The sequence below is a fragment of the Nocardia sp. NPDC049737 genome (assembly GCF_040674755.1).
In the GTDB taxonomy this organism is placed as follows: domain Bacteria; phylum Actinomycetota; class Actinomycetes; order Mycobacteriales; family Mycobacteriaceae; genus Nocardia.
Genome location: NZ_JBFANH010000021.1, coordinates 1 through 24,800, shown reverse-complemented (window position 1 = coordinate 24,800; position 24,800 = coordinate 1). Strand labels below are relative to the sequence as shown.

The following is a 24,800-nucleotide window of genomic DNA, read 5'->3' as shown; positions in this document are numbered from 1 at the left end:
CGGTTCGGAACAAACCCATGTGGTGGAAACGGAACAGGGGGAAGGAACGCTGATGGTGACAGACGTTGATGAGGATGCCGAAGACACCGGTAGCACCCTGCCGCGACGGCAGTTGGGCCGGTTGCTGCGCGACGCACGGACAGCCGCGGGCCTGAGCTTGGAATCGTCTGCACGCCTGATGGATTGGGGCAAGGCGACGTTGAGCCGTCTTGAGAATGGAAAAACCGAGAAGGTCAGAGCCCGCGATCTGCAAGCTCTGGCGGAGCTGTACGTCGTCAGCGCGGATGACCTAGAGGCGTGGAAGGAACTTGCCGCACAGGCTCCGGTCCGATCCTGGTTGCGAACTTACAGCGACGTGCTGACTACGAAGTTCAACACATACGTCCAACTGGAGTCAGCTGCAAGCGAATTGGCGATCTTTCAGCCGCTGGTCTTCCCTGGCTTGCTCCAGACTCACGCGTATGCGGACGCGATGAACCGCTCGACCCAGCCTCGACTTCCAGACGAGGATCTGGACCGGCTGGCGGCGTTGCGGACGCAGCGACAGCACCTGATCACGCGGGCGCGACAGCCAACCAGGCTTCTGGTTGTGGTACACGAGAACGTCACTCGGACTGTCGTCGGCGGATCTGCCGTGATGGCTGACCAGTTGAGGCATGTCGCGGACATGGGGACCCGTGAGAATGTCGAGATCCGCCTGTTGCCCTACCACGTAGGCTTCCCGACTGGTCGAGTCTTCCCCCCTTTCATCGTATTGACTTTCCCCAAAGACGCGCAGGGCAAGCCGGTAGAGCCTTCGGTGGTCTATGCCGAAAGCTTCACAGGGGATACGTATCTTGAGAAGCGTGAGGATGTGCAGCGGTTCCGGCGCGCGTTCCGTGCTGTCTCGCAGGCGGCGCTGGATGTTGGCCCAAGTCGCATCCGACTGAGAGAGATAGCGAGGAGCTTTGAGAATGAACGTTGACCTGACCGGCGCGCAATGGTTCAAGTCCCGACGCAGTGAAGCCGGAAAAGAGTGCGTTGAGGTGGCCTTCCTCGACGGCGGGCACGTCGGCATGCGGGACTCCAAGAACCCTACCGGCCCCGCCCTGGTCTTCACACCCGGCGATTGGGACGCCTTCATGGCCGGTGTGAATGATGGCGAGTTCGACCGGCTGTAGTCCCGATGCCTGAGAGAGATAGCAGCAAGGAGACACGAGATTGAACCTTGACCTGACTGGCGCTCGGTGGTTCAAGTCGAGCCACAGCCAAGGGGGATCCGACTGTGTTGAAGTTGCTTTCCTCGCAGAAGGACATATCGGCATCCGAGACTCCAAGAACCCGACCGGCCCCGCGCTGGCGTTCACTCCGTCCGAGTGGGACGCCTTCACCGCAGGCGTGAACAACGGCGAGTTGGACCGGACATAGGTTGCGGCAGTAGAGCGGCCCCCAGAATTCAACCTTTAGCTGGGGGCCGTTTTGCGTATTCGGCGGGCCATTCGTTCCCAACCGGTCGATATCCGCCTGCCGTCTTCGCACTACTTGTTGAGGAAAATACCTGCGATATCAGCCTTTTTGATCGGGGTGTCCTGATTGACCTGCGCACCGCAGAGCAGATCCACCTGGATCATCGTCGCATCGACCGCCGTGCCCGCGGGCTCGTGATCATCGTTGGTCTGCTGCTTGATGAATTTGGTGATCGTCGTGCGCTTGGTGTCCTGATCCTGTTTGACGTAATCGCGGCAGGTGGTGTCCCCACCCTGGTTGAGCGCCCGCTCGATTTCGGTGCAACCGGCCAGCAGTGCCGCGACGGCCGCGACGCCGAGTCCGGTCCGTAAGAGCGTGGCGTTCATAGAGATCCTCCTGGCGCTTCGGCGGGCGACCATGCCCGCGACGACGCGTACAGCCTAGGGCAATGGCCGGTTACGGTCGGAACGTGCGCAGCGGCACATTCATCTCCGCCGATGTGAGCGAACCATGATGTCCGATCAGCCTGGATTCCAGCGGTTCGGCGCCGGTGCGCACGACACCGCGCAGACCACGGGCCGCGACCACGAGATCGCCGATGCGCTCGGCGATATGCGGTGCCACGGTGGGGCCGAACCAGCCGCGGTCGATCGCCTCGGCGCGGGGGATGACATCGAAGTCGACGCCCAGGAATTCCTGCCATGTCGCTGCCACATCGGCGGTGGCGCCATCCACGGTGAAGACGTGACGGGCGCGCGGTTCGCCACCGAGTAGGCGTACGCCGTCGCGCAGTACCTCGGTCTTGTCGTAATCGATACGGTCGACAAGTTCCACCATGCCGTGATCGGCGGTGACGATGAGCGCGGCATCGGGCGGCAGATGTTCGGCGATGGTCGCGGCCAGCCGGTCGACATGCGCGAGCTCCAAAAGCCAAGCGTCGGAGGATGGTCCGCGCACATGACCGGTCGTGTCGAGGTTGCCGTGGTAGGCGTAGACCAACGACCGCGAGCCCGCCCGCAATGCGATCGCGACGCCGTCGACGAAATCACCGACGGATACGTAGGGGCGGAATTCGCAGCCGCGCAGCACGGCCCTGGTCAGCCCGGAACCCGCCTGTAGGCGCGGCGCGACCTGGGCCACCGCGATACCGTCGGCGGCGGCGCGCTCGAAAACCGTGGCGGTGGGCTGGAATTGCTCCGGCACCAGATCGTGCAGCAGGTCGATCTTCGGTCCCGCGCCGTGTAGCCGCCAGGTCAGCGCATTCACCAGCCGGTCGTAGCCGGGCACGTGTATCAGGTATCCGGTGAACCCGTGTTCACCGGGGGGCACACCGACCCCGAGTGAACTCAGACTGACCGTCGTCGTGCTCGGGAAGCCGGCCGTCAGCGTGCGTCGCGCCAGCGCCGACAGGAACGGCGCCGCATCGGAATTCGCGGCGAGCGCATCCGCGCCGAGACCGTCGATCAGCAGTACACAGATCCGATCGGCGGCGAGTTCGAGGCCGAGCCGGTCGACCTCGCCGGGTACGCCGAGCCCGGCGAGGAGTGAGGGGAAAAGATCAGCCAGGGAGCCCGTGCCGTAATCAGGCAACACAGCGTCGCGCAGCGACTCCGTGGGTGGTGGTGGTCGGGCGGCGGGCGGACTGAACACGAACTCAGGGTACTCAGGCCTGGCCGGTCTCGAATCGACTGATTTTGCCGTCGTGCACGATAAAGCGCCAGGCGGTGCGCATCGAACCCCAGCGGGAGTTCGTGTAGTCGGCAACCAATTCGGTGCCGTTGTCACCGACCGATTCGACATTCATGCGCCCATTGCTGCCGAAGATCTCGGAATCGGTCCACTGGACCAGATTGCGCTCCACACCGTCATCGGACATGGTCGCATCGTCGGTGAGGATGGCGTAGAAGCGGTCCTGGTCGCTGTCGTTGAGCGCGGCGACGAATTCCTGGACCGTGGGATCGAGCTGCTGTGTCATCGGAACATCCCTCTCGAAGAGTGCGGGTGCATCGGACAGCAAATGTTCGGCTTCACTCTAGTGTCGGGTGTGCCCGCGCGGGCGTCACGCGCCGGGACCGAGCAATGCAGTGAAGGTGCGCATGATGTCCTCGACCAGTGTGGGCGCGGTGGTCCCGAGCTGGATGCTGCGTTTTTCGAGCTGACCGTCCAGCCACAGCGAGGCCATGCCGTGCGCCAGACTCCACCACATGACGGCCAGCGTGTCGGCCTTATCGGCGGGCAGCAACCCGGCGGCGACGGCGTCGGCGATGCTGTCGGCAAGGACATCGAAGGCCGCATCGCCCGCGGCCGCCGCGTCCGGATGCTTATCGGGTTGCGAGAGTTCCGGACGGAACATCAGACGGAAGTAGCCGGGATTTTCCTGGGAGAACCGCACATAGGTTTCGGCCAGCGCGGTCAGTGCTTGTAACGGGCTGACGGCGGCGGCGCGTGCGTCGGCCAAATCGCTGCCGAGCTGTCGGAAACCCTCGGTCGACAGGGCGGCGAGCAATGCCGAGCGATCAGCGAAATGGTGGTACGGCGCGCCGGTGCTCACGCCCGCCTCGCGGGCCACCCGCCGCAGGCTTACCGCACCGAGGCCTTCGGTTTCGATCAGCCGCAGGCAGGCGGCGAGGAGCGTGTCGCGCAGCGCGCCGTGGTGGTAACTGGTCCGCGTCACCAATCGAGCGTATTCGACACCTGCTGGACAGCCTAACTATGCAGTGCTTAGATGATCTGAGCGGCGCTCAGATGAGCTGTTCGCATCTCCTCCTTCGAAGCGGGTAAGCATATGAGTTCACGGGTACTCGTCACCGGCGCAACAGGATTCGTCGCTGGACACGTCATCGCGGAACTGCTCGAGCACGGATATGCCGTGCGTGGCACGGTTCGCGATCTCGGAAATGCGGATAAGCGCGCACATCTGGTGGCGCTTGCGGATCGGCTCGGCGGCGAGTTGGAGTTCGTCGCGGCGGATCTGAACGACAATGCGGGGTGGGCGGCGGCAGTTTCCGGCTGTGCGTACGTACTGCACGTGGCGTCACCGTTTCCCGCAACGCCGCCAGACGATGAACGGGAACTGATCGGTACCGCGGTCGACGGGACATTGCGGGTATTGCGGGCGTGTGCCGATGGCGGCGTTCAGCGGGTGGTGCTCACCTCTTCGATCGCCGCGGTGACCTACGGCCATGAGACGGATGCGGTGCGCACCGAAGCCGATTGGTCGGTGGTCGAACGCAGTGCCGCCTATCAGAAGAGCAAGACACTGGCCGAGCGGGCGGCATGGGATTTCGCGGTGGATTCGGGTCTGGAGCTGGTGGTGGTGAATCCCGGAATGATATTGGGCCCATTGCAATCCGCGGCGACGAGCACCTCACACGAACCGGTGCGCCGACTGCTCGCCCACGACGCGCCGGGTTCACCTCGGGTGGGGTGGGCAGTGGTGGATGTGCGGGATCTGGCGGTGGCGCATCGGCTTGCACTGGAGTCTGCCGCAGCGGTCGGGAATCGGTATATCTGTGCGGGCGAACATGTCTGGATGGCGGATATGGGGCGAATGCTTGCCGAGGAATTCGGGCCGCGTGGATACCGGGTACCGACTCGGGTGATCCCGGATGTTCTCGTGCGGGCGATCGCCCTGTTCGACAAGGGGATTCGATTGACGGTGCCGATGTTGGGCCGCACCGAACAGCTCAGCTACGAGAAGGCGCGGCGGGAACTCGGATGGTCGATGCGACCGGTGCGGGAGACCGTCCTGGACACTGCGGAGAGTCTGATCGAGTTCGGCGTCGTGCCACGGGCGGCGGAGGCTTCGTCGCGGCGGACAGCCGTGAATGCGTAGGGGTGGACCGTGCTGATCGCGACACTCGTCATCGGCACCATCGGATTGGTGCGACGCTGGTTGGGCAGGCGGACATCGGAGACGAAACCCGATGTGCCGCAATGGCGAAATGCGTTGCGGCGGACCGTCAAGTCGTTCAAGCGGCCAGGTCCGGCATTGGCGGCGGTCGTGACATCGGCCGGGATGGTTTGGGTGGGACTGGTGCTCGCACCCTGCTGATCGGGCCTGGTAGACAGGAACGGTGACGGCTGCGCGACGCAAGTTCCGGTTCGGTGTCAATCTGCTCGCTCCCGCTTCGCGAGCGGAGTGGATACGAAAGTGTCGCAGGGCCGAGGAACTCGGGTACGACGTGATCGGTGTGGCCGATCACCTGGGGTTGCCCGCGCCGTTTCCGGCAATGATTCTCGCGGCCGAGGCCACCGAGCGGGTTCGGCTGACCACCCTCGTCTTGAACACACCCTTCTATAACGCGACGCTCTTGGCACGCGATGCCGCCACGGCCGATCAACTCACCGATGGACGCGTCGAGTTGGGGCTCGGAGCCGGATATGTCCGGGAGGAATTCGAAACGGCCGGAATCACTTTCGAGACCGCGGGCAAGCGGGTCGAGAAGTTGGCGACGACCGTCGCGACACTGCGGCGGTTGTTCGCCGATCCGGAGTATCAGCCGCGGCCCGTGCAGCCTTCGGGCCCGCCGCTGGTCATCGCCGGTTGGGGTGATCGGCTGCTGCGGGTCGCGGCCGAATATGCCGATATCGTCGCGCTGCCCGGTGCCGCACCGGCATACAACGGCGGTCCGCTGCAGTTCGTCGGACTCGACGCCACCGATGCGCGAATGACGTATCTACGCGAGTTGCTCGGGTCACGGGCCGAGGATGTCGAGCTGAATATCCTGCTGCAGCGGGTGGTTCCGCCGGATGAACGGTCGGCCGCACTGGAACTGTATGGGCCGCATCTGCCCGCCGATGCCGCCGACCAGCCGGAGGAGTTGCCCGCATTGCTGATCGGGACGCCGAAGGAAATGGCGCGGCAGCTGGAACAGCGCCGGGAACGGTTCGGATTCAGCTACGTCTCGGTACTCGAGAGCAGTATGGAGCCGATGGGCGCGGTAATCGAGTTGCTGCGCTGAACGCAGGACAGGCCACGGCAGGTCAGTCCGCGACATTGTGCGCGGCCAGCCAGTCGGCCGCCCGCTTGCGGGAGGCCCGGCTGAGCCAGGCGTCCTGGATGACCTCGGCCAACTCCTGCTTGCTGAGTTCACCTATGCGACTGCCGCGCACCAGGACAGACAGATGCCCGTCGAAATGCGGAGTGGTGAAGAACGGTGAATCCGGATCCTGCACCAGCGCGAGTTTGTCCGATTCCGAGGGCACCCAGATCACGATCACATCGGTATATCGTTCACCGGTGTCCGGATCGAATGCGTCGGGGCGCGGGTTGCGGAAGAAGACAAAGGATTTGCCGCCGACCTGGTACACCGCATTGCCGTGCGGACCGTCCACGCGGTTGACGAACGGCATGCCGGTGGCCAGTTCGTGCACGTCGGCCACCTTGGCTCGTCGCGAAACCCTTGCCATATCCAGCAGCGTAGACCGTGATCGCACAGCAGAGTTGAATCTTCAATGGGGAACGGTCGGTTTGCCATCGAACTCTCGACTCAACCTAGATGCGTACGCCATCATGAGATAGCGAATGTGAGCTCACACTAACGATGGGGTCAACGAGGTGGCACAATTCCGCACCCTCACCCGACAACGGGCCGCACTGGAAAAAGAATGGGCACGTTGGACGTCCGCTCCGAATAGCGCTTTCGGCATATCCGCGGACTCGACCTCGCTACGCAATGAGGTCATCCAATCCTGGCGGCGCTCGCTCACGACCGTCGATCCGAGTTGCACCGCGGCCCCCGGGCTAGATGATGTCCGCGAGCGCTGGACCGAATCCCCACTGCGCCAACCCATTACCGAACTCGCCGGTGATCTGCGCGGCATCTCCGAAGACTCCGGCTATCTCGCGGTCGTCACCGACGCCGCGGGCACCATTCTCTGGTCCTGCGGCGATCGTGCGCTGCGTCGTCAAGCCGAGGCGGTGAATTTCGCACCAGGCGGCTGCTGGGACGAAAGCCATATGGGCACCAACGGATTATCGCTCGCGCTGCACAGCGACCGCCCGACCACCGTCTTCTCCGCCGAACACCTGGTCGCCGCGCTACACGGCTGGGTCTGCTATTCCGCACCGATCCACGCACCCGACGGCCACCAGTTGGGTGTGCTCGATCTGTCCAGTTCCTGGGAGCGTTCGCATCCGATGGTGATGACCTCGGTCCGGGCGCTGGTCACCGCGGTCGAGACGATATTGCGTGCGGCCGCTCCGACACCCGCACGCGGCGTGCGGCTCGAATGTCTCGACGGCGCACGGCTGGTCCGCGATGGCAGGCCGGTGCCCTTGCCGCCGCGCCACCTGGAAATCCTGGCGTTGCTCGCCCTGGAGCCCGACGGGTTCACCCCCGAACAACTGCAGGCCGCGGTCTACGGCGACCGCCCGGTCTCCTCCAGCACGCTCAAGGCTGATGTCTCACATCTGCGCCGCACCACCGGCGGCGAGATCAGCAACCGCCGGTACATGCTCACCGGTCCGGTCTCCTGCGATGCGGTCGACCTGCTCGCCGCCATCCAGGCTGGCGACACGACCTCTGCGGTTTGGCTCTACCGTGGACCGCTGCTGCCCGGTTCGGACAGCCCACGTGTGCTGCAGTGGCGCAACCATCTCGATGTCGGGGTGCGCACCGCCGTACTGGCCAGCGACCGGGCGGATCACGCCGTTGCCTTCGGCGAGCGCTCCCCCGGCGATATCGAAGTGCACGAGCACGCGCTGCGATTGCTGCCCGCCGACGATGTGCGCCGCGCCGTGGTCGTCGCCCGGTTGTATACCGCACTGCGCTGCTGACGGCCCGCCGCGATAGCGGCACCAACCTCGCACCAACCTTCTCGGGACATAGTGGCCCGGCAGGCAAGATTCGCGAGGGAGCGCCTACACATGATCTACGCCAAACCGGGGTCTGCCACCGGCATCGTCACCTACGCCAGTCGCTACGACAACTTCATCGGTGGTGACTGGGCGGCCCCGATCGAGGGCAGGTACTTCGAGAACCCCTCCCCCGTCGATGGCGAGACCTTCTGCTCGGTGGCGCGCTCCTGTGCCGCCGATATCGATATGGCTCTCGAAGCCGCGCACAGCGCCGCCGCCAAATGGGCCGCCACCTCCCCCGCCGAGCGCGCGAATATCCTCAACAAGATCGCCGACCGGATCGAGCACAGCCTCGAACCCCTCGCCATCGCCGAAACCTGGGATAACGGCAAACCCGTGCGCGAAACCCTCGCCGCCGACCTGCCTTTAGCGGTGGACCACTTCCGCTACTTCGCCGGCGCCATTCGCGCCCAGGAGGGCAGCATCGCCGAAATCGATGTCGACACCATCGCCTACCACTTCCGTGAACCGCTCGGCGTGGTCGGTCAGATCATCCCGTGGAACTTCCCGATCCTGATGGCCGCGTGGAAGCTGGCTCCGGCCTTGGCGGCGGGCAACTGTGTGGTGCTCAAACCCGCCGAGCAGACCCCGGCATCGATTCTGCTGGTGATCGAGCTCATCGCGGATCTGCTGCCGCCCGGAGTTCTCAACGTGGTCAACGGTTTCGGTGTCGAGGCGGGTAAGCCGCTGGCGGCGAGTCCGCGCGTGGCCAAGGTCGCCTTCACCGGCGAGACCACCACCGGACGGCTCATCATGCAGTACGCGAGCGAGAACATCATCCCGGTCAGCCTGGAGTTGGGTGGTAAGAGCCCCAATATCTTCCTGCCCGATGTCATGGCCGCCGATGACGAATTCCTGGACAAGGCCGTCGAGGGCTTTGTCATGTTCGCGCTCAACCAGGGCGAGGTGTGCACCTGTCCCTCGCGCGCGCTGATCCATTCGTCGATCTACGACGAATTCCTGGCCCGCTGCATCGAACGGACCCGAGCCATCAGGGGCGGTAATCCGCTCGACGACACCACCATGATCGGTGCCCAGGCCAGTAACGACCAATTCGAAAAGATCCTGTCCTATATCGATATCGGCAGGCGGGAAGGCGCCCGTGTGCTCACCGGTGGGGAAGCACGCAAGGTAGACGGACTGCCGGGTGGCTACTACATCCAGCCGACGATTTTCGAGGGCACCAATACGATGCGGATCTTCCAGGAGGAGATCTTCGGCCCAGTGGTGGCGGTGACCAGGTTCGACACCGTCGAAGAGGCGACCATGATCGCCAACGACACCCTCTACGGCCTCGGCGCCGGGGTGTGGACCAGGGATATCACCACGGCTTACCGGATGGGTCGGGCAATCAAGGCAGGGCGAGTATGGACCAATTGTTTCCACGCGTACCCTGCGCACGCCGCCTTCGGCGGGTACAAGAAGTCCGGCATCGGCCGGGAAAACCACAAAATGATGCTCGAGCACTACCAGCAGACCAAGAATCTGCTGGTCAGTTATTCACCGACAAAACTCGGGTTCTACTGATGCACGGCAGAGTAGCCCGCGTCGCGATCACCGAACGGGCACGAGAAGTGTTGCGCCGGTTGATAGAACAGCACGGACCGGTGCTGTTCCACCAATCCGGCGGCTGCTGCGACGGGAGTTCACCGATGTGCTTCGGAGTGCGCGAATTCCGGGTAGGCGGCGCGGATGTGCTGCTGGGTCGGTTGCCGTGGCATACCGAATTCTGGATCAGCGGTGATCAATTCGAACTGTGGAAACACACCCATCTCACCGTGGACGTGGTGACCGGGCGCGGCGGCGGATTCTCGCTGGAGGCGCCAGAGGGCGTGCGGTTCATCATCAGATCGCGCCTGCTGTCCGATGAGGAGACGGCGGCGTTGGCGGCGGGACCGCCACCGCGGACGGGAGCCGATCGGATGAGTTGACTACCGAAAACGCAGTCGTCGATACCTGATTCACGCCCGCGGGTGCGTCCGCGGGCGGCCAACCGGTGATCGGCCAGGGGGTCCGCAGCCCTGGGCCGACACCGCTAAGCCCCGCCGTCCCGCTGCAGACCGGGACGGCGGGGTGCGGTGTCTACCTGCCGGGCAGGAAACGGAAACCACGGACCAGCGTCATCAGCAGCCGCTGCCATTTGTCCCGCGAAATCACCGGCGGCGCATCGAGATTCATGAATCGCGTGACTACAACGGTCTGAGGTTCGGTGAACTTCAACAGACCGTCCGGGCCGTGCCTGCGCCCGACACCGGAGATGCCCATACCGCCCATCGGCGCGGCGGTGGTGCCCCAAGCCGGGGCATACCCCTCGTCGACGCAGACGGTGCCCGCATGCAACCGCTCGGCGATCCGCTCCCCCGCGGCCTTGCTCTGCGCCCAGACGCTCGCGTTCAGACCGTATTCGGTGTCATTGGCCAGCCCGATCGCCTCCTCCACGCTCTCGACCGGGTAGATCGAGACCAGCGGACCGAAGGTTTCGTTGCGGCCGCATTCCATCTCGTCGGTGACATCGGCGAGCACGGTGGGTTCGAAAAACAGCGGTCCCAGATCCGGACGCGCTTTGCCGCCCGCGAGCACCTGAGCGCCCTTGGAGGTCGCGTCGGCGACATGTTTGGACACGGTCTCCAATTGCGCTTCGGAGATCAGGCTGCCGATATCGGCCGAATAATCGTAGTCCGCACCGAGTTTCGCGGCCTGTACGGCGGCAACGAACTTCTCGGTGAACTCCGCGGCGACCGCCTTCTCCACATACAGCCGTTCGATCGAAATACACAGTTGACCCGCATTGGAGAAACAGGCGCGCACCGCGGCCTTGGCGGCCTTGTCCAGTTTCGCGCCGCGGGTGACGATCATCGGGTTCTTGCCGCCGAGTTCCGCGGAGAATCCTATGAGCCTGCGCCCGCACTGTTCGGCCAGGGTGCGACCGGTGGCGGAGGAGCCGGTGAACATCAGGTAGTCGCAATTGTCCACGATGGCGGTGCCGACGACGGTGCCCGGTCCGGGGACGACGGCGAGCAGGTCACGGGGCAGTCCGGCCTGGTACAGCAGTTCGGCGCTGGCCAGCGCGGAAAACGGGGTCTGACTATCCGGTTTGACGATCACCGCATTGCCCGCGAGTAGCGCCGGGATCGAATCGCCGATGGACAGCAGCATCGGATAGTTCCACGGCGCGACCACACCGACGACGCCCTTGGGCTGGTGGCGCACCGTCGCTCGGTTGAGCACCGGGAAGGCGCCGGGCACGCGGTGTGCGTCGAGCAGATCTGGTGCGACCCCGGCGAAATAGCGGGCCGCGAACATCAGGCCCATGATCTCTTCCTGGGCGGCCCAGCGCGCCTTACCGGTTTCGGCCTGGATCACGTCCATCAGGAATTCGCGCTGTTCGACGACCAATTCGCGGTATCGCTCGAGTACCGCGGCACGATCCTTGGCCGGACGCGCGGCCCATCGGGCCTGCGCGGTCTCGGCCTTGTCGAATGCGGCCACCACGTCATCGGCGGTGCCGACCGGCACGCTGCCGAGTGGGTTGCCGGTGAAGGTTTCGGCGATCGTTTTGCGCGCACGGCCATCCGGATCAGCGATCGCGGCGATCGCGCTCAGGCGGTCGAACACTTCGGCTTTCGGCGCGGGCATCGGTGCCTCCTACTTGTGAGTAACCCCCAGATACACACAACATACGCCGCGTCCGTTCTCAGTAGGAGCCTCTCCTCGGGGTTGGCGGATGACGACGCGTATTCGTCACCGGAAGTACTGCAAGAACACCCTGCTGATGCTGGTCCAGCATCTCATCGAACGGGCCAGCGCAAGTACTACGGAAATGTCAACTCGAGTCCCGCTCAGCAGGACATGCGCAACGAAATGGTCACAACTGGTTTAGATTATGGCGATGTTCAGAGCGAGGCTCGGGGTCCGAACACGGATTCTGGCGATCGCGCTCGTGCCGAGCCTGACTCTGCTCGTGGTCGGCGTGGGTGCGGCGGGATATCTGGTTGCCGAGGGAAATAAGGCCAAGGACTGGGCGGCCCAGAATCAGCAGGCCATACCCTCCACCCGCGAATTGCTGGAGGCGGTCCAGAGCGAACGCCAGCTTACGTTGGCCGCGCTGACCGGCGACGAGACCGCAACCCCCGCACTAGGTGTGGCCAGGATGCGCCTCGATGGCGCGCTGAAGGGCCTGATCGATGCCTCCGCCGGACTCCGGGCGGTGGACGATTCGAAGATCGGCGATAACGCCGCGAACTTTATGACGCTGTCGACGTCGATGAACCAGGTCCGAACGCTCACCGATGCCGGCACCTTGCCCGTCCCGGACGCATACAACTTCTACAACCGACTGCTCGACATCATCTCCTTCGGCACCGAGATCGCCGAGCAGTCCGCACCGGACGCCACGATCGGCGTGCACATCGCCGACGGTATGCGAATCTTCCTGGTGGCCGAAGCGATGTCGCGCAGCACCGCGCTCGCGGGCATGATCGTCAATTCCAATGGGCCGACCCCCATTCCGATGGACGAGTACCTGCGCCAGATCGGCTTCTATCACGCCGAGGCCGCCAATCTCGCGGGCGAACTGGACCCGAAGCAGCAGGAGAGCCTGCACACGCTGATGGCGAGCCAGGCTTGGCAGCAGCTGATAGCCATGGAAAACGCGCTGGCCCAACGCAACACCACGGCAACGAGCACCACCTCCAACTCGTCGAGTTCATCCAGTTCGTCGAGCAGCTCCACCAAACAGGCGACGCCACCCGCCCTGCCGCTGAGCCCCCAGGAGTGGCACAGCGCGGCCGGCGAGGTGAACCGCGGGCTGATCGATGTGTGGATCGCCCAGAACAAGTACTCGCAGAAGTTGGCCGAAGACGAGGCCGCCGATGCCACCGCGCGATCGGCGTGGGCCGGTGGCGGTGTCATTGTGGTCAGCCTGCTGGCGTTCGTGATCGCGATCGTGCTGGCCAACCGAGTCATCAACCGGCTCAAGCGGCTTCGCGGTGAAACCCTGGCGCTGGCCGATGAGCGGCTGCCCGAGCTGATGCGCCGGCTCGGCGAGGGTGAGCTCATCGATCCGGAGGTCGAATCCGCGGAACTGGATTACGGTCACGACGAAATCGGTCAGGTGGCCAAGGCCTTCCAGCACGCGCATGCCGCGGCCGTCGCGGGTGCGGTGAACGAGGCCCGCACCCGTGAGGGTGTGAAGGCGGTCTTCCTGAATATCGCCCACCGCAGCCAGATCGTGGTGCACCGGCAGCTGGAGATTCTTGACAAGGCCGAAGAGCGCCAGGAGGATCCGGCCCTGCTGGACACCCTGTTCCGGCTCGATCACCTCGCCACCCGCGAGCGTCGCAATGCCGAGAACCTGATCATTCTCGGTGGCGGCCAGCCAGGGCGGCAGTGGCGCAATCCGGTGCCGCTGATCGATCTGGTGCGCAGCGCGGTCGGCGAAACCCTCGACTACGCAAGGGTTCGCGTGGCCCGGCTACCCGAGACGCATGTGCTCGGCTCGGTCGTGGCCGACCTCATCCATCTGCTCGCCGAACTGGTGGACAATGCGACCTCGTTCTCGCCACCACAGTCGCGGGTCGAGGTGAGCGGCAATGTGGTCGGCAAAGGCGTGGTCGCCGAGATCAGCGATCAGGGCATGGGCATGACCGAGGCCGAGATCGCCCGGGTCAACGAGATGTTGCGCAAGCCACCGGATTTCGGTGTCGCGGCGTTGTCTTCGGACTCCCGGCTCGGATTGTTCGTGGTCGCCCAGCTGGCCGCCAGGCACGGGGTATCGGTCCGGTTGTCGGAGTCCGACTACGGCGGCATCCGTGCCATCGTGCTCATCCCCTCGGCCCTGCTCGCCAATGAACAAGCCGCTCTGACAACGGATTCCGAGCCGCTGGAATCAGCGCGCAGGCGACGGCATCCGGTCCCGTTCGTCGACTCCTCCCCCTATGGTGGCGCTGAAACCGAGTCCGCGGTGCTCACCGCGCCGCCGCTGGCGCCGCCCGCCGTCGAAGCGCCGCCCACGTTCGAGGCGCCGCAGCCCACCGCGCCCGACACCAGGCCAGCGCTGCCGCGCCGCAACCGGCAAGCCAGCATCGCACCGCAACTGGCGCAATCGACTCCGGCCGAACCCGAAGCCGAGCAGCCACCGGAGCGGGAACGTTCGGCGGAGCAGGCGCGAGATCTGATGTCCGCCATCGAAAACGGGACCAGGCAGGGCCGCCGTGCCGTCCCCGATGCCGTGCTGCCAGAGGTGGCGGCCGCCGAGCAATTCGGCACCTATCAGGGACCGAGCGGTAAACACTCGGATGAACAGGAAGGTAACGGTGACTTCTTCCAGCCCCGGTGACCTCAACTGGTTACTCGACGACCTCGTCGACCGCCTCGCCGGCGTACGCTACGCAGTAGTACTATCCACCGACGGCCTACTCCTCGGCCGCTCCACCACCATGACCCGCGAAGACGCCGAACACTTCGCCGCCATGTCCTCCACCCTCTACGGCCTCGCCCGCAGCGCCGGAGCCCGCTTCGACGGCGGCAGCGTCCGCCAAGCCGTCATCGAACTCGACCGCGCGATACTGTTCGTCACCTCCGCCGGCGACAACGCCTGCCTAGCACTACAAGCCGCCGAAACAGCCAACCTCGGCATGGTCGCCTACGAAATGAACGTCACCGTCCAACGCGTCGGCACCTACCTATCCACCCCAGCACGACTGCCATGACACACCACGGCGGGCAATGGTACGACGAACAAGCCGGCCCACTGGTCCGGCCCTACGCACTCACCCGCGGGCGGGTGATGGGAGCAGGCCACGACCTGGACATGCTCACCGTGGTCGTCACCACCGACCCACCACCCACCCTGCGGCGAGCCGAACCGGAATACGCGGATATCGTGCGACTCTGCCGCGCACCACAATCCGTCGCCGAGGTCGCGGCCCACCTGAAACTCCCCCTAGCGGTCACCAAGATCCTCGTCGGCGACCTGATCGGCGAGGGCCACCTGATCTTCCGGGCACCGGTCCAGCCGGAAGCAGGCCCCGGCGATCTCAACATATTGCGAGCGGTACTGGATGGCATCCGAAAACTTTGACCCCACCCACCCCAGTGCGACACCACAACTGGCGGCCTCGGTCAAAATCCTCATCGCCGGCGGATTCGGCGTCGGCAAAACAACCATGGTGTCCTCCATCAGCGAGGTCGCGCCACTGCGCACCGAGGAGTTGATCACCGAAGTCTCCACCGGGGTCGACGACCTATCCGGCGTCGAACACAAAACCACCACAACCGTGGCTCTGGACTTCGGACGCATCACCATCGACCGCGACCTCGTCCTCTACCTATTCGGCACCCCCGGCCAAGACCGATTCTGGTTCCTCTGGGACGAACTCTCCCGCGGCGCACTCGGCGCAATCGTCATCGCCGACACCCGTCGGCTCGGCAATTCCTTTGCCGCCGTGGACTACTTCGAACGCCGCGGACTGGCATTCCTGGTCGCGGTCAACTGCTTCCAGGGCGCACCCGTCTACACCATCGATGAGGTACGCGACGCACTCGACCTCGATGACCACATCCCGGTCATGCTGTGCGACGCCCGCGACCGCACCTCCAGCAAAGAAGTACTACTCAACCTGGTACAACACCTCATCGAACGGGCCGGGCGGTCTCCGGTCGCCACCTGATCGCGGCTACCGGTATTCGAGCCTGGCGCTGATGTGGTGGCCGGCGATGCCGTCCACCTTCCAGTCGATGAGGCAGCCGACGAGACGGCGTTCGGCATGTTCACCGAGCGCCGGTTCGAGAGTGGCCAGCCAGGCGCCCGCACGTTTCACCGGCCCCCCACGATCCGCACGTGATTCACCACCGCATCTGCGGGCCCTGCCCATGCCCCATTCAGACTTGATGCCACCAGGAGATGAACAGCACCACCCCACCGACGACCAACAACAGCGATACCGGAAGGGGCCACCACGGACCGTGCCGACCGAGTAACCGGCGGGTCAGGCGCACTTGCACTGCACCGAATCCGGCCAGCGCCAGACCCCATACGGGCAGTAGCCCGACCCCGAGCAGTGCATGCACCGCCCAGGCTCCGGCCAGCGTCGGACCACCCCAGGAGTGCTCGAGATCGTTGTCCGCGATGAGTGGATAGAAGATTCCGCGTACCGCGGCGATGGTCGCCAGGAAGGCAAAAAACCAGGTCAGCAGGCCGACCGCACCGGCCAGCACCGAATGCGCGACCGCACGCACTGCCAGACGATCTCGCGGCGCGATGAAAATGCCCAGCAATCGGCGCGGGACGCGAAACCGGCTCGCTATCGGGCCGAGGCCGATTACCGGCGCAACCAACGCGTATGCGGCCCAACGCAACAGTGAGCGAACCGTGGTCATGCCATCGACCGTATCCCGCGCGGCGGATGCGCGGGCACCTCAGGCCAGTCGGCCCGCATCGACCAGGTCGTCGAACAGCAGCTGATCGACCGGCGGCACCAACGCGCGATCCGCATAGGAGAACCACGCGACCTCTTCGATCTCACTACTCGCCGCGAGGATGCCACGATAGTCGGCGGTGTAGCAGCTCATCCGTACGATCACATCGTTGGCCGGCCCGTGCAGTGCGGCCTCGTACGTGCCGACGTGGGCGACGGTTTCCGGAACCAGCGCGACGGTCAACTCCTCTTCGATCTCGCGCAGCAGCGTCTGCAGATCGGACTCCGCACCCTCGCGTTTGCCGCCCGGAATGTAGAAGATGTCCTTGCCTTTAGGTCGTGCACAGAGGATGCGGCCGTCCTCGATGCGCACCCACGCGACCGTGTCGATCAACTTCCGCACTCGCCCATCCGCCACCGCCGCAGCCTAATGGACGTATCGATCAGTGGGCGTGCTGGAGGTCGGCGGGCAGGATCGAGCGGCCGCCCGCAGCGCCAGGACCGTCGACGGGGCTCAGGTCCTGCCCGTGCACCCGCTGGCCGCATTCGGCGCAGACCGGTTCGATCACGGTGGTCTTGCCGCAGGATTCGTGCACGGCCTGCACCGGCGGGCCGTCGGGCGCGGCCCACTGGTCACCCCATTGGCGCATGGCATTGACGACGAGCCAGAGCGAGCGACCTTTTGGGGTGAGCTGGTAGTCGTAGCGCACCGGATTTTCCTGGTAGGGCACCTTGACCATGATGTCGTGCGCGACAAGGTGTTCCAGGCGCTGGGTGAGTACATTGCGGGCGATGCCCAGACGTGCGCGGAAGTCGTCGAAGCGGCTCACGCCGAAGAGTGCGTCGCGCACGATCAGCAGCGTCCACCATTCGCCGACCACCTCCAGGCATTGGGCGACCGAGCAGTTCATCTCGTCGAAGCTGGTCCTGCGCATGCGCCTCAGCATAGTTGGTTGCTTCAAAGAACTCATCAGGAAGCGGCAGGTCCGTCGCATCCACCGCGGTCACCTTCGGTCGGCCGCGGATGGTTGCTACGCCACGTGGACGGTGAAACCGGTGTGGCCCATGGCTGCGGCGACGTGGTCGGCAGCGGCTTTCAGCTCGAGGGTCGGAGGCAGTGAGCCGTTGAAGGTGGTGATGGATAGGTCGTCGGCGCTGGTCTCCCAGGTGCCGGCGATGCGGCCGTCGAGGACCAGGATGGGAGAAATCCACCCTGCTGCCCGGCTTACTCGGGAGCGATGTTCGGTGGGAAGTAGTTCGGTGTCGCCGGTGCCCGGCCCCAGGACGTATTGGTCGAAGGCGCCCAAAAGGTGTACCGCGGTGCGGGCCGGTTTCGTGGCTGCCAGTTCGTCGGCATGTTCGGTGAGTATGTAGGCGCGCCTGCCTGAGATATCGACCTCGGTGAGTGCGTCCCCCAACTCCGAGAACCATCGACGCACCCTCGTCTTCTGGAGGCTGTTGCGGCTGAGCCAGGCATCGAAGGCTTCCGGGGTCGCCGGGCCGTATGCGCCGAGGTAACCGGTAATGGCTACAGGTGCGGCGGCATCGGGTTCGGGCAGGCCACGCCAACCGTTGACCAGATGGGCCGGGCTGGTGAACGTGACCCGATTACCTTGGGCGGGACCGTGACACAGCGCCCCCTGCCAGGCCAGCGGCTTGAGCAGCGCACCCCAGCCGGAGCGCAATTCCTCGCCGAGCCGATGGAATGCGGGGTCGGCGACCAGCGCGTCGACCAGTTCGTCCCGGCTGAGCACCACGCCATCGAGCACCTGCGCCACCGCATCGACCAGCGCCGCGACATCCTTGGGCGACGCCCCGAATGTGCGCTGCCAGGCGGGCTTTTCCCAGGTGCGGGCAGAACCGATCAAGGAAAGAACTGCGGCCGCCATATCAGGGGTGAGCGCGTGCAGAGTTCCGCGCATGGCCCAGGTCTTCATCAGGGTGCCCGCCGCCAATTCCGGTAGCAGCGCACCTGGATCGGGTTTGCTGCGCCGCAGCGCCACCGCGAGATCGGCGGCCGCGGTCACCTGAGCCTGCACACCGCACAGGCGCTCGACGATCTCGGTGACACCGACATCGTCAGGTGACATGACGAATTGCCTGCGCAGCCGCCAAGCGAAAACCTGCTCCCAGGTGACGTGCACCTATGCCCCTCCTCTGTTCTGCCGGCCAACCGGACCCAACCCCGCACCGGATATCCGGTCCGGTACCGGATTCATCCCAGCACTGTGCTGCAGAACAGTACTCCGACCGCAATCTCGAGAAGACCCACCACGGTCGCCGCCATCACGGCGAGCAATGCGGTCCGATTCGTCGCGCGCCGCACCGCGCCGACCGGTGCCACCAAGCGCTCGGCCCGATCCAGTACGGCGGTGGCCGCGGCGCCCAACGCCGCTGTCGGCAGCGGTTCGGTCGCGCCGACAATCGCGAGCAGGCCGCCGAGCAGCGGCTCCCGGCCGTGCGTCCGCGCCGCCGTATCGTCGGCGCACATTTCGAGTAGTCGGCCGATTTCGTGCGTCCCGTCGGTCACCAGACGCATCCCGGGCAGCGTGATCGCGATACCGCGCAGCAATCGGAGCAGTCCGGCATGCCGCTCGCTCAGATGTGCGTGCTCATGAGCGAGCACCGCGGCGAGCTGCTTCTCGGTCAGTGCGTCGACGGCCGCGCTGGTCACGACAATGGTGTCGGGGCGGCCGGCCACGCAATAGGCTTGGCGCTCCGGCGAGTCCAGCACGACCGCACCGACGCCGGGCACGCGACGACCGACCATGCGAACGGCGCGTCCGTGTGCGATGGTCTTGCGTCGCATGTACAACACCGCCTGTGCGGCGTGCGCCAGGATGCCCAGGAGCGCAATGGCGACCAGGGCCGCGCAGGTCAGGGTGCCCAATTGGACCAGCAGGCCACCGTGCATGCGCATCGGTGTGGCCAGCGCGTTGTAGCAGTCGCGCAGCGTATCGGCGGGATGCCAGTAGGTGGCGAATTCGACGATCAGTATGCCGGCCGCGATGACCCAGGCTCCCAATGCGCCCGCGATCGCGACCAGCCAGGCGAGCACCCCGAGCCGGGGTGCGACGCCGCGCCGGGTGAGTCTGCGCAGCACGGTCGGGCCGAAGGTGGCCACCAAGCTGCCGTAGATCATCAGGCTGACGGCTACATTCACGGCGCCTCTGGGGTTTTACGCGAGGTCAGCCGACGCAGTGCGGCCCGCAGTCCGGCCGACTCCTCGTCGCTGATCCGATCGACGAAATGGCTGAGCACCAGATCCGAGCGGCCGCCGGAGCCGAGTGCCTCGAGCATGAGCCGCGCGCTGTGTTCCTCACGAGTGAGCGTCGGCCAATATCGATATGCCTTACCCGCGCGTTCGCGCGCCAACCAGCCCTTGCGGTGCAGGTTGTCCATGGTCGACATGACCGTGGTGTAGGCGATACCACGCTCGGCGGCCAGTTCGTCGAAAATTTCGCGGACCGTTGTCGTTTCCGCGTCCCGATCCCAAATGCGGTCCATGATCACCGCCTCCAAATCCCCGAATCCACGCACGATGCCGACTCCCTCATCAACTACTGGACATCTCTGAAGTCCCAGGGTAGCTGGATCAGCCGATTACTACGTAGTCATACCGTAGATTCGCTCATCGGGCGGCACACTCCGCACGAGGCAGAACACGTTCTAGGGGTCATCGCCGGCCTGCACCTGTGGTAGCCACTCGCGGTTGGCACCGTAGTACTCGCGATCCCGATCCAACACTCGTCGGCCGTTACTCGGCACTCTCACCCAATGCTCGGACGACATAGAGTGCTGCCGTGGACGTGGTGGTCGTTGTGGGAATCGTCGTCGGTGCGGTGATCGTCGTTCTGGGAGTGGTCGGCGTGCACTGGTATCTCTGGCGGCGGCTGGTGTGGGATACGACGGAGCGCGGGTCGATCGCCCGCCGGGTCGGTACCGGCGTGATCGTCGCGGGGACAGCACTTTTGATCGGTGCGTTCGCGTCCGAATCGGCCGGTGTTCCGTTTCTGATCATCCAGATCATCGCCTGGCCCGGTTATATGTGGGGCGCGCTGTTCGTCTATCTCGTGCTGTGGCTGTTTGCGGGTGAGCTGGTGCGGCCGCTTTTGCGGCGTTGGATGGCGCATTCGAGGACGGCCGAAGACATTGCGGCAACCGTGGCCGCGGATCATCCCGCGCCGGTTTCACGGCGACTCTTCGTCTCTCGGGCGGTAGGCGCCGCGGCGACCCTGGCGGCGGTGAGCACGGTCGGCTACGGTACCCACAGCGTGCTGACCGGCCCGCGAGTAAAGCAGTTGACGGTGCCGCTGGCCCATCTGCCACGCACCGCGCACGGCTACCGGATCGCAGTGGTCAGCGATATCCATCTCGGTCCGATTCTGGGCCGAGGATTCGCCGAGCGAGTGGTCGAGACGATCAACGACACCCAACCGGATCTCATTGCCGTAGTGGGTGATCTGGTCGACGGTAGCGTCGAACACCTGCGCTCGGCGGTCGAACCACTGGCGCGGTTGCAGGCACGACACGGCGCCTATTTCGTGACCGGCAACCACGAATACTTCTCCGGTGCCGAGCAGTGGATCGAGCATGTGCAGGAACTCGGACTGCGGCTGCTTGCGAACAGCCGCACCGAGCTGCCGTATTTCGACCTCGCCGGGGTCAACGATATTCAAGGCGAACGCATCGGACAGGGACCGGACTTCACCGCCGCGCTCGGCGACCGTGATCTCGCGCGTACCGCGGTGCTGTTGGCGCATCAGCCAGTGCAGATCCACGATGCGGTCGAATTCGGAGTCGACCTGCAACTGTCCGGCCACACCCACGGCGGCCAGTTATGGCCCGGCAATTACCTTGCGGGCCTTGCCAGTCCGACCGTCGCGGGCCTGGACCGCTACGGCGACACCCAGCTCTACGTCAGCCGCGGCGCCGGCGCGTGGGGACCCCCGGTCCGCGTCGGCGCACCCTCTGATATCACCGTGATCGAGCTCGCGTCGAAACAGGCGTGACACACAACGTGCTGCCACGCCACCGGCGGCCCAACCGAGATCAGGCGAGGTCGAATCGATCGTTGTCGACCACCTTGACCCACGCGGCGACGAAGTCCTTCACGAATCTCTCGGTGGCGTCCTGCTGCGCATAGACCTCGGCTACCGAGCGCAGCACCGAGTGCGAGCCGAAGATGAGGTCGTTGGCCGTGGCTGTCCACTTGGGTCGGCCGGAGGACCGGTCGAAACCTTCGTAGACGTTTTCCGCCGACTCGGACGTCTTCCACTCTGTGCGCATATCGAGCAGGTTGACGAAGAAGTCGTTCGTCAGCAGGCCCGGACGCTCAGTGAGCACACCATGCTTGCTGCCGCCGTAATTGGCGCCCAGGGCGCGCAGGCCGCCGATCAGTACCGTCATCTCCGGAGCCGTCACGTCGAGCATGTACGCGCGATCGAGCAGCAGACGCTCCAGCGGGGCCTTCTCGCCGGAGCGGACGTAGTTGCGGAACCCGTCCGCGCGCGGTTCGAGCACCGCGAACGATTCCACATCGGTGTTCTCCTGCGTGGCGTCGGTCCGTCCAGGCGCAAACGGCACCTTGATGTCGTGGCCGGCATCCCTGGCCGCCTTCTCGACCGCCGCGGATCCGGCCAGGATGATCAGGTCGGCCAGCGACACCTTCTTGCCGCCGGCTGCCGAACCGTTGAACTCCTGCTGGATCTGCTCGAGCACGGGCAGGACCTTCGCCAACTCGGCGGGTTCGTTGACCTCCCAATCCTTCTGGGGCGCGAGCCGAATCCGGGCGCCGTTGGCGCCGCCGCGCTTGTCGGTACTGCGGTAGCTCGCTGCCGACGCCCACGCGGTCTTGACCAGCTGCGCGATCGAAAGGCCGGAGTCGAGGACCTTGCGCTCGAGCTCCGCGATGTCCTGTTCGTCGATCAGTTCGTGATCGACGGCCGGCACCGGATCCTGCCACAGCTGCGGCTCGGCAACCCATGGCCCGAGGTAGCGGCTGAGCGGTCCCATATCGCGGTGCAGCAGCTTGTACCACGCCTTGGCGAACGCCTCGGACAGTTCCTCGGGGTGCTCGAGCCAGCGGCGGGTTATCTCCCGATAGATCGGATCTTCCCGCAGCGACAGGTCGGTAGTCAGCATGGTCGGGGTGCGGGCCGGCCCGCCGAACGGATCTGGAATGGCGCCCTCGCCCGCGCCGTCCTTCGGCTTCCACTGCCACGCCCCGGCCGGGCTCTTGGTCAGTTCCCACTCGTAGCCGTACAGGTTCTGCAGGAAGCCGTTGCCCCACTTGGTCGGAGTGGCAGTCCACACGACCTCGAGACCGCTGGTGATCGCGTCCTTACCCTTGCCGGTTCCGTGGGAACTCTTCCAGCCCAGGCCCTGCTGCTCGAGCGGGGCCGCTTCGGGTTCGGGGCCGACCAGATCGGGATCGCCCGCACCGTGGGTCTTGCCGAAACTGTGGCCGCCGACGATCAGGGCGGCGGTCTCCTCGTCGTTCATCGCCATGCGGCCGAAGGTCTCTCGGATGTCCCGCGCGGCGGCCACCGGATCCGGGCGGCCGTTGGGCCCTTCCGGATTCACATAGATCAAGCCCATCTGGACAGCGCCGAACGGCTTCGCCAGATCCCGGTCACCGCTGTAGCGCTCGTCGCCGAGCCAGGTGTCCTCCGGGCCCCAGAACACTTCTTCCGGCTCCCAGATATCGGGGCGGCCGAAACCGAAGCCGAAGGTCTGGAAACCCATCGATTCGAGAGCGACATTGCCGGCGAACACCAACAGATCGGCCCAGGAGATCTTGTTGCCGTACTTCTGCTTGACCGGCCACAGCAGTCGACGAGCCTTGTCCAGACTGGCGTTATCCGGCCAACTGTTGAGCGGCGCGAAGCGCTGCGCGCCCTGACCGCCGCCACCGCGGCCGTCGGCGATTCGGTACGTGCCCGCCGCGTGCCAGCTCATCCGGATGAACAGGCCACCGTAGTTGCCGTAGTCCGCGGGCCACCAGTCCTGCGAGTCGGTCATAACGGCGGCGACGTCGGCCTTCAGAGCGTCGACATCGAGCTTCGCGAACTCTTCGGCGTAGTCGAAATCCTCGCCAAGTGGGTTGGACTTGGACGAATGTGCGTGCAGCACCGAGACATCGATCTGCTCGGGCCACCAGTCCTTGATGGTGCGCGGGCGATGGTCGGTTTTCGCAGTCGGAGACGGGATGGCCGGGTTCTCACTCTCGCTCGCGCTTCGAGTTCCGGTCTCCGGAGCGGGTGGACGGCTATCGGATGTCATGACATTCCTTCCTGAATGAGTAAGGCGGGCTGCGGTCAGGACGTGATCATCTGGCGTGCGATGCGGCGCAATCGGGACACAGACCCCAGTAGATGACCTCGGCCTCGTCGATCGAGAAGCCGCGGTCGTCGGACGCGGACAAACACGGGGCCTCCCCGACCGAGCAGTCGACATCGGCGATCAACCCGCACGCCCGGCATACGACGTGATGGTGGTTATCGCCGACCCGCGTTTCGTACCGGGCGACCGAGCCGGAGGGCTGAATACATCGAAGCAGGCCCGCGGCGGTGAGCACGCGCAACGAGTCGTACACCGCCTGGTGCGATACCGCTGACAGCCGAGATCGCACGGCGCGGATGATCGCATCCGTATCGGCGTGCGGATGGTCGTGCACCGCACTCAACACCGCAATACGCGGAGCGGTCACGCGAAGCGAAACTCCCCGCAGCATCTGCTGGAATTCCGTGGCCGTGGACACGCCCAGAGTCTCGTCCGCTTTCTGGAACGAGTCAAGCATCGCCGCGCGGTTGGAGGACGGGCACCCTGCCAGGAATTTGGTGCGCTAGCGGGTCGCGTCGGGGTGGGAGTTCCGCCGGGTGCGCGTCCGCCCCGGCCGTGACCTTCCTCGTCGCGTCAACACCGCATGAGCCGGCTGCCGGGGAAGCTCACCGATGCGGCTCGGCGTGTACATGCGACCGCAGCCCCTGCAAGCCGAACAGGATGAGCAGCTCGACCGTGCCGCCGTCGGCGCTGCCCAGCCAGTGCGGTAGGGAGGTGTCGAATTCCGCGGC

The 24,800-nt window shown here is 65.2% G+C and carries 29 protein-coding genes and 1 pseudogene; 14 read left to right on the top strand and 16 right to left on the bottom strand.

Annotated elements, in window-relative coordinates:
- Nucleotides 1-52: 52 nt before the first annotated feature.
- Genes AB0J47_RS26270 through AB0J47_RS26260 form a run of 3 tightly spaced genes read left to right on the top strand, consistent with a single transcriptional unit; the run spans nucleotide 53 to nucleotide 1,407 of the window.
- Complete coding sequence (locus tag AB0J47_RS26270) at nucleotides 53-964, top strand: helix-turn-helix transcriptional regulator (RefSeq protein WP_364351246.1); 912 nt, start codon at nucleotides 53-55, stop codon at nucleotides 962-964.
- Nucleotides 954-1,160, top strand: coding sequence for a DUF397 domain-containing protein (locus AB0J47_RS26265; protein WP_364351243.1), 207 nt, complete (start codon nucleotides 954-956; stop codon nucleotides 1,158-1,160). The genes AB0J47_RS26270 and AB0J47_RS26265 overlap by 11 nt, the downstream gene beginning before the upstream one ends.
- A gap of 40 nt (nucleotides 1,161-1,200) precedes the next feature.
- Nucleotides 1,201-1,407, top strand: a complete 207-nt coding sequence (locus AB0J47_RS26260; protein WP_364351240.1) for a DUF397 domain-containing protein — start codon at nucleotides 1,201-1,203, stop codon at nucleotides 1,405-1,407.
- Nucleotides 1,408-1,517: 110 nt separating this feature from the next.
- On the opposite strand, the gene AB0J47_RS26255 is transcribed toward AB0J47_RS26260, so the two are convergent.
- The 4 genes from AB0J47_RS26255 to AB0J47_RS26240 all read right to left on the bottom strand — a co-directional run bounded on the left by AB0J47_RS26255 (nucleotide 1,518) and on the right by AB0J47_RS26240 (nucleotide 4,120).
- Nucleotides 1,518-1,832: a hypothetical protein gene (locus AB0J47_RS26255; protein WP_364351237.1), complete on the bottom strand. Its 315-nt coding sequence runs from the start codon at nucleotides 1,830-1,832 to the stop codon at nucleotides 1,518-1,520.
- Between the two features lie 70 nt (nucleotides 1,833-1,902).
- Nucleotides 1,903-3,096, bottom strand: a complete 1,194-nt coding sequence (locus AB0J47_RS26250) for an alkaline phosphatase family protein (protein WP_364351234.1) — start codon at nucleotides 3,094-3,096, stop codon at nucleotides 1,903-1,905.
- A gap of 13 nt (nucleotides 3,097-3,109) precedes the next feature.
- On the bottom strand, nucleotides 3,110-3,421 hold the full coding sequence (locus AB0J47_RS26245; protein WP_364351231.1) for a nuclear transport factor 2 family protein: 312 nt from the start codon (nucleotides 3,419-3,421) through the stop codon (nucleotides 3,110-3,112).
- A gap of 84 nt (nucleotides 3,422-3,505) precedes the next feature.
- On the bottom strand, nucleotides 3,506-4,120 hold the full coding sequence (locus tag AB0J47_RS26240) for a TetR/AcrR family transcriptional regulator (RefSeq protein ID WP_364351228.1): 615 nt from the start codon (nucleotides 4,118-4,120) through the stop codon (nucleotides 3,506-3,508).
- Nucleotides 4,121-4,231: 111 nt separating this feature from the next.
- Here AB0J47_RS26240 and AB0J47_RS26235 point away from each other — a divergent pair, with 111 nt between their 5' ends.
- Genes AB0J47_RS26235 through AB0J47_RS26225 form a run of 3 tightly spaced genes read left to right on the top strand, consistent with a single transcriptional unit; the run spans nucleotide 4,232 to nucleotide 6,410 of the window.
- Nucleotides 4,232-5,281, top strand: a complete 1,050-nt coding sequence (locus AB0J47_RS26235) for an NAD-dependent epimerase/dehydratase family protein (RefSeq protein WP_364351225.1) — start codon at nucleotides 4,232-4,234, stop codon at nucleotides 5,279-5,281.
- A gap of 9 nt (nucleotides 5,282-5,290) precedes the next feature.
- The gene (locus AB0J47_RS26230) at nucleotides 5,291-5,500 is read left to right on the top strand and encodes a hypothetical protein (protein WP_364351222.1); all 210 of its coding nucleotides are present in this window, start codon (nucleotides 5,291-5,293) and stop codon (nucleotides 5,498-5,500) included.
- Nucleotides 5,501-5,522: 22 nt separating this feature from the next.
- On the top strand, nucleotides 5,523-6,410 hold the full coding sequence (locus tag AB0J47_RS26225) for a TIGR03621 family F420-dependent LLM class oxidoreductase (protein ID WP_364351219.1): 888 nt from the start codon (nucleotides 5,523-5,525) through the stop codon (nucleotides 6,408-6,410).
- Nucleotides 6,411-6,432: 22 nt separating this feature from the next.
- On the opposite strand, the gene AB0J47_RS26220 is transcribed toward AB0J47_RS26225, so the two are convergent.
- Nucleotides 6,433-6,858 (bottom strand): MmcQ/YjbR family DNA-binding protein, encoded by a 426-nt coding sequence (locus AB0J47_RS26220; protein WP_329409618.1) that lies wholly within the window; start codon nucleotides 6,856-6,858, stop codon nucleotides 6,433-6,435.
- 148 nt (nucleotides 6,859-7,006) lie between these two features.
- Here AB0J47_RS26220 and AB0J47_RS26215 point away from each other — a divergent pair, with 148 nt between their 5' ends.
- The 3 genes from AB0J47_RS26215 (at nucleotide 7,007) to AB0J47_RS26205 (ending at nucleotide 10,239) form a co-directional block, all read left to right on the top strand.
- Nucleotides 7,007-8,227: a transcriptional regulator gene (locus AB0J47_RS26215; protein WP_364351214.1), complete on the top strand. Its 1,221-nt coding sequence runs from the start codon at nucleotides 7,007-7,009 to the stop codon at nucleotides 8,225-8,227.
- Between the two features lie 90 nt (nucleotides 8,228-8,317).
- Nucleotides 8,318-9,835 (top strand): aldehyde dehydrogenase family protein, encoded by a 1,518-nt coding sequence (locus AB0J47_RS26210; protein WP_364351211.1) that lies wholly within the window; start codon nucleotides 8,318-8,320, stop codon nucleotides 9,833-9,835.
- Nucleotides 9,835-10,239, top strand: a complete 405-nt coding sequence (locus AB0J47_RS26205; RefSeq protein WP_364351208.1) for a DUF779 domain-containing protein — start codon at nucleotides 9,835-9,837, stop codon at nucleotides 10,237-10,239. Before AB0J47_RS26210 ends, AB0J47_RS26205 begins: the two co-directional genes overlap by 1 nt.
- A gap of 151 nt (nucleotides 10,240-10,390) precedes the next feature.
- Here the strand turns inward: AB0J47_RS26205 and AB0J47_RS26200 are convergent, their stop codons facing one another.
- The gene (locus AB0J47_RS26200) at nucleotides 10,391-11,944 is read right to left on the bottom strand and encodes a succinic semialdehyde dehydrogenase (RefSeq protein WP_364351205.1); all 1,554 of its coding nucleotides are present in this window, start codon (nucleotides 11,942-11,944) and stop codon (nucleotides 10,391-10,393) included.
- A 253-nt stretch (nucleotides 11,945-12,197) separates the two neighbouring features.
- On the opposite strand from AB0J47_RS26200, the gene AB0J47_RS26195 reads away from it, so the two are divergent.
- The 4 genes from AB0J47_RS26195 to AB0J47_RS26180 are packed head-to-tail and all read left to right on the top strand — an operon-like array spanning nucleotide 12,198 to nucleotide 15,978.
- Nucleotides 12,198-14,645 (top strand): nitrate- and nitrite sensing domain-containing protein, encoded by a 2,448-nt coding sequence (locus tag AB0J47_RS26195; protein ID WP_364351202.1) that lies wholly within the window; start codon nucleotides 12,198-12,200, stop codon nucleotides 14,643-14,645.
- A complete protein-coding gene (locus tag AB0J47_RS26190) occupies nucleotides 14,623-15,018 on the top strand; it encodes a roadblock/LC7 domain-containing protein (protein ID WP_364351199.1) in 396 nt (131 codons plus the stop codon). Before AB0J47_RS26195 ends, AB0J47_RS26190 begins: the two co-directional genes overlap by 23 nt.
- Complete coding sequence (locus tag AB0J47_RS26185) at nucleotides 15,015-15,389, top strand: DUF742 domain-containing protein (RefSeq protein WP_364351196.1); 375 nt, start codon at nucleotides 15,015-15,017, stop codon at nucleotides 15,387-15,389. The genes AB0J47_RS26190 and AB0J47_RS26185 overlap by 4 nt, the downstream gene beginning before the upstream one ends.
- A complete protein-coding gene (locus AB0J47_RS26180) occupies nucleotides 15,370-15,978 on the top strand; it encodes an ATP/GTP-binding protein (protein WP_364351193.1) in 609 nt (202 codons plus the stop codon). The genes AB0J47_RS26185 and AB0J47_RS26180 overlap by 20 nt, the downstream gene beginning before the upstream one ends.
- Nucleotides 15,979-15,984: 6 nt before the next feature.
- On the opposite strand, the gene AB0J47_RS26175 is transcribed toward AB0J47_RS26180, so the two are convergent.
- The 7 genes from AB0J47_RS26175 to AB0J47_RS26145 all read right to left on the bottom strand — a co-directional run bounded on the left by AB0J47_RS26175 (nucleotide 15,985) and on the right by AB0J47_RS26145 (nucleotide 20,265).
- Complete coding sequence (locus AB0J47_RS26175; RefSeq protein WP_364351190.1) at nucleotides 15,985-16,128, bottom strand: hypothetical protein; 144 nt, start codon at nucleotides 16,126-16,128, stop codon at nucleotides 15,985-15,987.
- A 61-nt stretch (nucleotides 16,129-16,189) separates the two neighbouring features.
- Complete coding sequence (locus tag AB0J47_RS26170; protein ID WP_364351187.1) at nucleotides 16,190-16,687, bottom strand: sensor domain-containing protein; 498 nt, start codon at nucleotides 16,685-16,687, stop codon at nucleotides 16,190-16,192.
- Between the two features lie 39 nt (nucleotides 16,688-16,726).
- Nucleotides 16,727-17,143, bottom strand: a complete 417-nt coding sequence (locus AB0J47_RS26165) for an NUDIX domain-containing protein (RefSeq protein WP_364351184.1) — start codon at nucleotides 17,141-17,143, stop codon at nucleotides 16,727-16,729.
- A 25-nt stretch (nucleotides 17,144-17,168) separates the two neighbouring features.
- Nucleotides 17,169-17,660 (bottom strand): helix-turn-helix domain-containing protein, encoded by a 492-nt coding sequence (locus tag AB0J47_RS26160; RefSeq protein WP_364351181.1) that lies wholly within the window; start codon nucleotides 17,658-17,660, stop codon nucleotides 17,169-17,171.
- Nucleotides 17,661-17,756: 96 nt separating this feature from the next.
- Entirely contained in the window at nucleotides 17,757-18,869 is a 1,113-nt protein-coding gene (locus AB0J47_RS26155; protein WP_364351178.1) for a winged helix DNA-binding domain-containing protein, read from the bottom strand.
- Nucleotides 18,870-18,940: 71 nt separating this feature from the next.
- Nucleotides 18,941-19,888 (bottom strand): M56 family metallopeptidase, encoded by a 948-nt coding sequence (locus tag AB0J47_RS26150; protein WP_364351175.1) that lies wholly within the window; start codon nucleotides 19,886-19,888, stop codon nucleotides 18,941-18,943.
- A complete protein-coding gene (locus AB0J47_RS26145) occupies nucleotides 19,885-20,265 on the bottom strand; it encodes a BlaI/MecI/CopY family transcriptional regulator (RefSeq protein ID WP_364351172.1) in 381 nt (126 codons plus the stop codon). Before AB0J47_RS26145 ends, AB0J47_RS26150 begins: the two co-directional genes overlap by 4 nt.
- Nucleotides 20,266-20,528: 263 nt before the next feature.
- On the opposite strand from AB0J47_RS26145, the gene AB0J47_RS26140 reads away from it, so the two are divergent.
- The gene (locus AB0J47_RS26140; RefSeq protein ID WP_364351169.1) at nucleotides 20,529-21,737 is read left to right on the top strand and encodes a metallophosphoesterase; all 1,209 of its coding nucleotides are present in this window, start codon (nucleotides 20,529-20,531) and stop codon (nucleotides 21,735-21,737) included.
- 40 nt (nucleotides 21,738-21,777) lie between these two features.
- Here the strand turns inward: AB0J47_RS26140 and katG are convergent, their stop codons facing one another.
- The 3 genes and pseudogenes from katG to AB0J47_RS26125 form a co-directional block, all read right to left on the bottom strand.
- The gene (gene katG, locus AB0J47_RS26135) at nucleotides 21,778-24,009 is read right to left on the bottom strand and encodes a catalase/peroxidase HPI (RefSeq protein WP_364351166.1); all 2,232 of its coding nucleotides are present in this window, start codon (nucleotides 24,007-24,009) and stop codon (nucleotides 21,778-21,780) included.
- A 46-nt stretch (nucleotides 24,010-24,055) separates the two neighbouring features.
- Nucleotides 24,056-24,487 carry a Fur family transcriptional regulator gene (locus AB0J47_RS26130; protein WP_364351163.1) on the bottom strand — a complete coding sequence of 144 codons (432 nt, stop codon included), beginning with the start codon at nucleotides 24,485-24,487 and terminating at the stop codon, nucleotides 24,056-24,058.
- Nucleotides 24,488-24,674: 187 nt separating this feature from the next.
- Nucleotides 24,675-24,800 (bottom strand): annotated as a pseudogene (locus AB0J47_RS26125) (XRE family transcriptional regulator); the annotation flags it as partial.